The sequence below is a fragment of the Gordonia sp. LMA484 genome (assembly GCF_058129505.1).
Genome location: NZ_CM176700.1, coordinates 910,610 through 919,638 on the forward strand (window position 1 = coordinate 910,610; position 9,029 = coordinate 919,638).

Annotated in this window: 8 protein-coding genes; 4 read left to right on the top strand and 4 right to left on the bottom strand. The window is 68.6% G+C overall.

Annotation, left to right across the window (positions count from 1 at the left end; translation table 11 throughout):
* The first annotated feature begins 74 nt into the window (after nt 1–74).
* From AC4AMJ_RS04105 to AC4AMJ_RS04120, 4 genes are read left to right on the top strand one after another with little or no spacing between them, the layout of a single operon-like run.
* Nucleotides 75–1,337 (top strand): sensor histidine kinase, encoded by a 1,263-nt coding sequence (locus tag AC4AMJ_RS04105; RefSeq protein WP_489917329.1) that lies wholly within the window; start codon nt 75–77, stop codon nt 1,335–1,337.
* Nucleotides 1,327–2,406: a DUF8320 family protein gene (locus AC4AMJ_RS04110; protein WP_489896838.1), complete on the top strand. Its 1,080-nt coding sequence runs from the start codon at nt 1,327–1,329 to the stop codon at nt 2,404–2,406. Before AC4AMJ_RS04105 ends, AC4AMJ_RS04110 begins: the two co-directional genes overlap by 11 nt.
* The gene (locus tag AC4AMJ_RS04115) at nt 2,390–3,634 is read left to right on the top strand and encodes a sensor histidine kinase (protein WP_489917330.1); all 1,245 of its coding nucleotides are present in this window, start codon (nt 2,390–2,392) and stop codon (nt 3,632–3,634) included. The genes AC4AMJ_RS04110 and AC4AMJ_RS04115 overlap by 17 nt, the downstream gene beginning before the upstream one ends.
* A complete protein-coding gene (locus AC4AMJ_RS04120) occupies nt 3,631–4,710 on the top strand; it encodes a DUF8320 family protein (RefSeq protein ID WP_489917331.1) in 1,080 nt (359 codons plus the stop codon). Before AC4AMJ_RS04115 ends, AC4AMJ_RS04120 begins: the two co-directional genes overlap by 4 nt.
* Before the next feature lie 24 nt (nt 4,711–4,734).
* Here AC4AMJ_RS04120 and AC4AMJ_RS04125 read toward each other — a convergent pair whose 3' ends face one another.
* Genes AC4AMJ_RS04125 through AC4AMJ_RS04140 form a run of 4 tightly spaced genes read right to left on the bottom strand, consistent with a single transcriptional unit; the run spans nt 4,735 to nt 8,547 of the window.
* Nucleotides 4,735–5,109, bottom strand: a complete 375-nt coding sequence (locus AC4AMJ_RS04125) for a GNAT family N-acetyltransferase (protein ID WP_489917332.1) — start codon at nt 5,107–5,109, stop codon at nt 4,735–4,737.
* A gap of 29 nt (nt 5,110–5,138) precedes the next feature.
* Nucleotides 5,139–6,122: an ABC transporter permease gene (locus tag AC4AMJ_RS04130; RefSeq protein ID WP_489896834.1), complete on the bottom strand. Its 984-nt coding sequence runs from the start codon at nt 6,120–6,122 to the stop codon at nt 5,139–5,141.
* Nucleotides 6,119–6,958: an ABC transporter permease gene (locus tag AC4AMJ_RS04135; protein WP_489896833.1), complete on the bottom strand. Its 840-nt coding sequence runs from the start codon at nt 6,956–6,958 to the stop codon at nt 6,119–6,121. Before AC4AMJ_RS04135 ends, AC4AMJ_RS04130 begins: the two co-directional genes overlap by 4 nt.
* On the bottom strand, nt 6,955–8,547 hold the full coding sequence (locus AC4AMJ_RS04140) for an ATP-binding cassette domain-containing protein (protein ID WP_489917333.1): 1,593 nt from the start codon (nt 8,545–8,547) through the stop codon (nt 6,955–6,957). Before AC4AMJ_RS04140 ends, AC4AMJ_RS04135 begins: the two co-directional genes overlap by 4 nt.
* Nucleotides 8,548–9,029: the final 482 nt, after the last annotated feature.

Consider the following 9,029-nt stretch of genomic DNA (forward strand, 5'->3'; position numbering starts at 1 on the left):
GGACCCACCCGCGACGTCCGGCGACATGGCATCGTCGAGAGGAGAACACGGCGAGGCGAGGATCGGATGATCAGGTGTCTGCGACGACGATGATTCATCGCGCACCGAACCGTCCTGGTTCGGTGCCGCTCAGCCGTTGGCGCAAGCGACTCCTGGGCCCCTCCGACCGTTCGGACCTGGCACGCGTCCAACGAGTCGGTTCCCGGTTCATCGGATGCGGACTCATCGTCTTCACCATCGGACTGATCCCGGTCATCGTGACGCGGGGGGCCGTCACCGCCCCGTGGTGGCCCGCGACCAGCGTGCTCCTCGTGGTGGTGCCGGCCACTGCCGTGATCGTCGCGTCCTACCGTCCGCAACTCGCGAACCTCACCGTGCTCGCGACCCTGTGCAGCTTGGGATTTGTCGTCGCCACCGTGCTGTGGTTCTTTGCATGGACCGGTAACACTGCGGAACCCGGGTCATCGCTGAGTGTCTGGCTGGTCCAGTTCCCCGGCGTCCCGGGGCTCCTGTTCGCGCTGACCGGGCACCCGCGACTCGCGTTGACCTGCATCTGTGGTTCCACGCCGCTGGCTCAGACCGCCAACCAACTCGGGGCCAGGGGCTACATCCGCCTCGAGTTCTACCTGGGTTCGCTGCTCACCATCGCGCTGACGAGCGTGTTCCTGGCGGTGGCCGTGGTGACGGTGCGGACTGCCATGCTCCTCGACGAGACGAGGTCGCAGACGATCGACCGGGCCGCGGCGTCGGCGGCGTCGGCGGCGCAGGAGGGGGAGCGCTCGCGCTTCGCGGCGCTGATCCATGACAAGGTCATCGCGATCCTACTGGCCATCGACGTCGGACGGCCGTCGCCGGCGCTCGCCGCGCACGCGACGTCGGCGCTCGATGAGCTCGACCGTCGTGACGACGATGCCGAGCCGGCGACGATGGACGCCGACGAGTTCGCGAAACGGGTGCGGTCGGCGGCCATCTCGGTTGACGACGGGATCGAACGGTCGGTGACCATCGACCGGTCCACCGCGGGACGCTATCCGGCCGATGTCGTGTCCGGGATGCTCGATGCGATGTGTGAGGCCATCCGCAACTACGACAGACATGCCGGGCCGGGCGCATCGTGTCTGGTCGCCGCCGACCTGCGAGCCAACCGCGCCACAGTGGCCATCGTCGACGACGGCACCGGCTTCGACCCGGCCGAGGTGCGCCCGGACCGGCTGGGCGTCGACGTGGCGATCCGACGTCGGATGGCGGCGCTGGGCGGCTGCCGAGCGGATATCGGCAGCACACCGGGTCACGGCACCACCGTCGTGTTGAGTTGGGAGGGCCACGATGCGGTCTGAACCGACTTCCCGGCCGGGAACCGCAGCGGTACCGATCGGAGAGATCGATCTCTTCGGATTACGTTCTCCCACCGTTGTGCGAGCGATGATCGCGTTGGGGGTCGTCTACGTCCTCGCCACCGCAGGATCGGGTCTGCGGATTGAATCGGCGTGGAGTTGGATCGGGCTGTCGGCGGCCTTTGTCCTGCTCGCCGCCGACGTCGCCGTGATGACCCGAGCGGTGGGCGACCCGCTCGGTCGTCCGGTGGCAATCGCAGGTGTCGCGATGATGATCGCCGGGACCTCGTGCGCGTGGTGGTCGGTGCCCTCTGCGACCTTCGAACCGTTGCAGTGCCTGCCCGCCGCAGTCGTCGGAATCGTCGTGCTCGCCCTGCTCGCCATCCGCGGTCGACTCGGTGTGGCGTGGGTTGGTGCCGTGGGGCTGAGCGTGTGTGCAGCTGCGTGGGGAGAGCTGCGTGGTCTCGGCTTCATGTCGGGTCTGGTCTTCACGTCATGGGTGTACCCGGTGATGGTCTTCGCGACGCTGTTCGTGGTCATGTTGCGGCCCATGGCCGACAGCATCAGGACATTGCACGCCCGAGAGATCGGTTTCGCCGCAGATGCGGCGGCGACCAGGGCGGCCGCCGAGGAACGGAATCGTCAACTCCTCCTTCTCGACAGGCGAGCGCGGCCCCTGCTCGAACAGGTTGCCGCCGTCCACGACTTCGACCCGGACGAGGTGGCCGGCGCCCGACTCGTGGAGGCCGAGCTGCGCGATGGAATTCGGGCCCCCGCGTGGCAGTCCGCACGGGTTCGCGCCGCGGTGTGGCAGGCACGCCGGCGCGGGGTCTGGGTGGTGCTCCTCGACGACGGGGGCATGGTGGGGGCCGAGGCGATCCAATCGCGGCTCGATGATGTGCTGGTCGGTGAGCTCGAACGGGTACGGTCCGGCCGGATCACCGCCCGGGTGATGCCTCCCGGACGCACGACCCGCGCGACGATCGTCGTCGACGATGCCGGGGTGGCGCGACGGTACGACTGTGCCGAGGACGGTGAGATATCCGGAGGACTCGGTGGACGACAGTGCTGATCACGCGATGAAGGTCATGAATCGATGGTCGCGTGCCGCCCCGGCCCGAACCGATGCCGGGGGACCCGGTCGCGACGACTCCGATCTCGGACGACTCGAACGTGCCGGGTCCCGCTTCGTCGGGTTGGGGCTCCTCGCGTTCACGGTGGTGATGCTTCCGGTGGCGATGCGAAACGCCGGGCTGACCGCCGTGTGGTGGACGCCGGTCAGTGTGATCCTCGTCGTCGGACCGGCGGCCCTGCTCGTCGCCGCGACCTTCCGTACGGTTCCGCGCGGGCTGGTGCCCCTGGGGTATGCGTGCGCGCTGGGTTTCCTGTCGGCGACGGCGCTCTGGTTCACCGCCTGGCGGGGCGTGCCCGACGAGGCGGAGCGCTACACCGTGTGGCTGGTCCAGTTCCCGGCCGTGCCGAGCATCGCATTGGTGCTCGTGTCCCGAACCCGATGGGCGTTGGCGAACCTCGTGGTGGCCACGGTACTGGTTCACGCGGCCAACGAAGTCGGGCTCTACGGTGAGGTCCGACCTCTCGAGATGCTGAGCGCCCCGTTGACGATGGCTCTCTCGGGTGTGTTCATCGCCGTCGCATATGCCACGACGCGCAACGTCCGGTCGCTCGATGCGCGCCGAACCGCGACGCTCGCGGCCGCCGCATCGAGCGCCGCGGACATGGCGCAGGAGGCCGAGCGGGCGAGATTCGCGGCGTTGATCCACGACAAGGTGATCGCGTCCCTGTTGGCGGTCGATGAGGCGCGTCCTGATCCACGTCTGGTGGCGGAGGCCGCCTCGGCACTCGATGAACTCGATCGAGGTGACGACCACGAGCACGCCGCAGTGGACGTCGCCCAGTTCACCGAGCGGATTCGGGCGTCGGCGGCGGCCGTGAGCGAGGGCGTCCGGGTGGAGCTGACCGTGCCCGACCGTGAGGTGTTCTATCCGGCCGAGGCGGTCGCCGCGGTCATCGGCACCACCGGCGAAGCGCTGCGTAACTGGCGCAGGCATGCCGGTGCCGGCGCCCGCTGCACCATCTCCGGCGCCTTCGGCGATGATGCCGTCCGCATCACCATCACCGACGACGGGGTGGGGTTCGACCCGGGGAAGGTCGGAGCGGAGCGGTACGGGATCACGACCGGGATCCACGCACGGATGGGGGCACTTCCGGGAGGGACCGCGGAGGTACACAGTGCGGTCGGCGTCGGAACGACGGTCGCGGTGAGGTGGGCTCGATCATGACCCACCACCCGGTCGTGGCGGACGACGGGGACCTCGACGACGCCACGCTCGACCTGTTCGGGCTGGGCTCCCCGACGGTGGCCGTCGCCCTGTCGATCTTCACGGTCGTGTACGTCGTCGTCTCGGTCGGCGCCGGGCACGACATCACGGCCGTGTCGGACTGGGTGGGCCTGGCCGGTGCGCTCGCGATCTTCGTGGTTGCCACCGGTCTCGTGGTACGCGCGCGTGGTGCGCAGAGTCGGGTCGCGGTGGCGATCGTGGTGGTCGGATTGGCGCTCTGCGGGCTGGCGATCGCGTTGTGGAGTCTTCCGCCGGCGACCTATCTCACGCTGCAGACCTCGCCACCGGTCTCGGCGGTGACGATCGTGCTGACGATGGTGGCGCTGCATGGTCGACCGGTCGTGGCCTGGACGGGGACCGTCGGCTGCACGCTGGTGGCGGGTGTGTGGGGTCACCGGGTCGGTTTCGGATTCGCGGCCGGCGCGGAGATCACATTCTTCTGTTACCCGGTCATGGTCGTGGCGACGCTGTTCGTGATCATGGCGCGGCCGATGGTGATCCGGATACGGATGCTGCGGGAGAGCGCGATCGGTCAGGCGGCGGCGGAGGCGGCGACTGCGGCCGGTGCCGCCGAGCGCAATCGCCAACTCCGCAGGCTGGATCGTCGCGCCCGCCCGATCCTGCAGAAGATCGTCGCCGGCCACGAGTTCACCGCTGCCGAGGTCGCGGACGCGCGCCTGACCGAGGCCCAGCTCAGAGATGGGATCCGGGCCCGGGCCTGGGAGTCGGAGCAGGTGCGTGAGGCCGTCTGGCGCGCGCGCCGACGCGGCGTCTCGGTGCTGTTGCTCGATGACGGAGTATTGAGTGCGTCTGCCGACGACGGGACGCTCCCGCGATTGCATGGCGTCCTGATCGATGCGCTGCGTTCCGTCGACGGTGGTCAGGTGACGGCACGCGTGCTGCCGCCCGGTCGGACGGTTGTCGCGTCGATCGTCGTGAACGCCGAGCCGAGCGTGCGCCGCATCGAGTACGGCGTCGACGGTCGCGTGTCCGTCCATACCGGAACGCTCGGATGAGTTCCGCGGCGTACCGGACGCGCGTCAGCCCAGCTCCGCGTTCAGCCAGCTCAGTATGTCGGGTGTCACCGCGTGGCTGACGTCGGAGTATTCGGGGTTCTTGCGTAGGTAGGCCGCGACCAACGGACAGACACCGACGATGGTGCGGCCCTCGGCGCGGGTCGCATCGAGGGCCTCGCGGATCAGGATCGTGGCGAGGCCGCGTCCGGCGAAGTCGTCGGCGACCTCGGTGTGGAAGAAGACGCGGGCAGGGGAACCGTCGATGTCGCGGTCGCGGTAGGCGGTGAATCCTGCGGTCACCGGGGATGGCGGCGCGGTCGTCTCGACCTCGATCGCGTAGCGCCGCTCCGACGGCTGGTGCAGGACCGAGACTGCGGCTCCGGTCTTGTCGGTGAGCATGCTGTGAGCCTACGGCGTCCGGGCCGGTTTCAGCGTTCGGTCGCGGCCTTGCGGTAGCCACGCAGCGCCGGGTAGGTGAACGCACCGAGCAGGAGTACCGCCCACACCAGAACCTTGATGAGGTTCTCCGTGATCGGACCACCCATGGCCAGGGAACGCATCACCTCGATGGCCGGGGTCATCGGCTGATTCGCGACGATCGGTTGCAGCCAGGTCGGGAATGCCTCGAGCGGGCTGAAACCGGAGTTGAAGAACATCATGACGCTCGCGATGAGCGAGATCATCGGCACGATCGGCGCGGTTGGTCGCGCGTTGACCGCCAACGCGAGGACCATCATCGAGAACGCCATCCCGTAGAGCAGTGCGACGCCGACGATGCCGATCGCCGCCCACGCACCCTGCGTCAACCGGAATCCGATGAACAGGCCGGTCACCAGCAAGATCACTGTCGACACGAAGATGCGGACGAGTTCGGCCACGATCCGTGCGCTCAGATCTGCCGCCCGGTTGATCGGCAGCACGTACAGGCGTCCCAGCAGTCCGGTCGAGCGCTCTTGGTTGAGTCGTACCGACGCCGCCATCGAGCCGAACATCGCTCCGACCAGGATGACCAACGGGACCGTACCGAACGCGCTGTTCTGTCCGGTTGCGTCGCTCACCACGCCGCCGAGCACGACCTTGAACATGACCATCGTGAGCGCCGGGAAGAGCAGGCTCTGGCCGAGAGTGGAGTAGTCGCGTGCCCAGACCGAGAGTTGCCGACCGGACAGGATCAGGGTCTGGGTGACCCATGCGGTCATGGTCTGCTCCGGCGGACCGGAGACGGCCGGTCCGGAGGTGATGGGGCCGGTGCCGGCCGGTCCAGAGGGGGTGGGCCCGGAGGTGACGGCCCCAGAGACCGCGGGCCCTGGGCTGATCGTGCCGTTGGGGCCGGTCGCGACAGCGCGCCCGGCGACCGGTGCGCCCTCGGCGCCGGCCGGCGGAGACTCGGTGTCCCGCGATGTGATCGTCATGCCCGCTGTCTCCGTTCGGCCCAGAACAGCAGAACGGTCGCGAGGGCGGCCATGGCGACGCACCAGAACACGGTCGGCGTTACCACCGACCATGTCGCGCTGCCGTCGTTGAACGCCCGCATCGAGTCGGAGAACTGGGAGACCGGCTGGTTGCGCACAAATGGTGCGATCCAGTCGGGGAACTCGGTTGCCGGGACGAACCCGGTGGACAGCATGCCGAAGATGAGCACCGGGAGGCCGATCAACTGGCTGGTCGACTGTGGGCTGCGGGCGATCAGTCCGAGCGCGTCGGCGATGACCGCGATCAGCATGCCGACCCCGAAGGCGACGGCGTACAGGCCGATGGTGCCGGTGACACCGCCGTGCGGTCGCCACCCGATCAGCAGGCTCGCGATCGTGGCGAAGACCAGCGAGATCGTCAGCAGGACCGCGTTCGCCGATCCGCGGGCCGCCACCGGTACGAACGCTTTCATCGGTAAGACGCGAAATCGAACATTGATGCCGCGTTCCCGATCCACCGATGAGCGCATCGCCGAGGCCGATGCGACGAATCCGACCGACTGCAACGCGATGATCGGCATCAGGTACTGGGCGTAGTCCATGCCCGGGGAAGCGTCCATCAGCGACCGGAGCGGTATGTAGAAGCACACGGCCAGGAACGCGGGGGCGATGATCGCGAAGATCACCTCGCCGTTCCGGATGAGCCCGGACACGCCTCGCACGGCCAGGGCCCACCATTGCTGCACTGCGCTGATCTGTGGCTCGGCCACACCGACCGCGGCGGGTGGGCCGACGGCGCCAGACCTCTCGGTGGATGTGTCTGTGTGGCTGATCATGGGGTCACCTTCGGGGAGGGTTCGGTGAGCGCGAGAAACACCTCGTCGAGGCTCGGTCGCCGCAAAGCGACGTCGGCCAGGCGGATGCCCGCGGCGCTCGTCCGCCCCACGATCTCCACGAGGGTGTCGGCTCCGTCCGGGGCGGGCACGGACACCGAGAGGGCAGGACCCGGGTCGGAGTTGTTGTCGGGGTCGTGGCCATCAGGGTCGTGGCCGGCGGGGGCGTGGCTGTCGGATTCGTGGCCGTCGCGAACGGACCTCGTGGGCTCGCCGATCAGGTCGGACAGGGTCTCGCGGACCAGAGGGACGTCGGCGGGGTCGGCGGGAGTCACTTGGTACACCGAGGTGCCGATCTGGGACTTGAGGTCATCGGCGGTACCGGCGGCGATGACCCGGCCGTGATCGATCACCACGATCTGATCGGCGAGCGCGTCCGCCTCTTCGAGATATTGGGTGGTCAGCACGGTCGTGACGCCCTCGTCGCGGAGCCCTCGAACCAACTGCCACACCTCCTGACGGCTACGCGGGTCGAGACCGGTGGTCGGTTCGTCGAGGAAGACCACCTCGGGTCGCGTCACCAGACCGCAGGCGATGTCGATGCGCCGACGCATGCCGCCCGAGTACTCGCCGACGCGTCGACGGGCCGCGTCGGTCAGTCCGAACGAGGTGAGGAGTTCGTCGGCGCGGGCGGCCGCGGCCGACTTCCCCAGACCGAGGAGCCGCCCGAACAGGATCAGGTTCTCGCGGCCGGTGAGCGATTCGTCGAGAGCGGCGAACTGCCCGGTCAGCATGATCGATCGGCGGACGTCCGCGGGTCGATCGGTGATGTCGTGGCCGGCCACCAGGCCGGTTCCCGCATCGGGCCGCAGCAGTGTGCACAGCATGTTGACCGTGGTGGTCTTGCCCGCGCCGTTGGGACCCAGGAGGCCGAGGATCGTGCCCCGCGGTACCGAGAACGTGACGTCGGCAACCGCGACGTTGTCCCCGAACCGCTTCTGCAGACCGAACGCGACCACGGCGGGCTCGGGGCCGGCCGGCGACTCGTGGCCGAATCCAGGGGCCGACGTGTCGGGCGCGGGAGCGACCAACGGGGCCGCCACAGGCGGGGGCTTCGGTGGCGCAGGTGTCGGTGGCGCAGGCTGAGGTGTCGCCGGCGCTGCTGTGACGTGTGTCGCGGCCACATTCGTCGCCATGGGCCACGACACCGGCTGCGGTCCGGTGAACGGCATCGGATCCGGCGGCGGGACATGCTGCGGTACCTCGGACGGGCCCGGCCGTGTCAGGCGGTCGGTGCCCGCGAACCGGTCCGGGGTCAGTGGGGGAGCCGGACGCGGCGGCGTCGCAGTCGGGAGGTCATCGGGGACCGGGGACGCACCCGGGGGCGGTCCGCCCCGGTGGCGATCCCGCTCCCACAGCGAGGGGTCGCCCGGCTGATCCAGGGGCAGCAGATCCGCCGGGTCGATCGGATCGGTGAGGGGGTCGAAAGCGCGCCGCGCTCCGTCCCTCGTCTCGGCCGGCTTCAACCCGGCCGGGTGGTCGTCGGCCGGTCCGGGGTCACCGTTGACATGTCCGAGCGATGACTCGTACATTTCGGGCCTCCCTTCTCCGGATCGACGGTATCGGCCGCGAAGGCCTACCGATTCAACTTACGCAGGGCAGTTGCGCGGTACCTCAACCGATCCTCGACACACGGCAACCTGCCGTGAACAAGACAGCATTCCCACAGGTTGAGTCCCTAAGGTACGGGCAAGTCGACGAAAAGGCCGACACTCCGATTACCGTCTGGCGGTCGGTGTTCGTTACGGTTCGACGTCGAACGCTTCAGCGAGCGTTGTAACGAATCGGTCTCCTCCGACGACATACGGAGGTCCAGAACGGTTAGTTTCGCGCACTAATATGCTGGACAGAGCACGTTCTTTGGGTCGGGGGGCCGGAGCGCCGTCAGCAGTGCTGATCGGTGAGACGGGAATTGCACGCACGAGACATGGAGTTGTCGCGACGTGCCGTACCCCAGAGCGGGTGCGGAAACGCTCGACGAACATCTCCACGTCGCCCGACGAGAGCGAGTGGA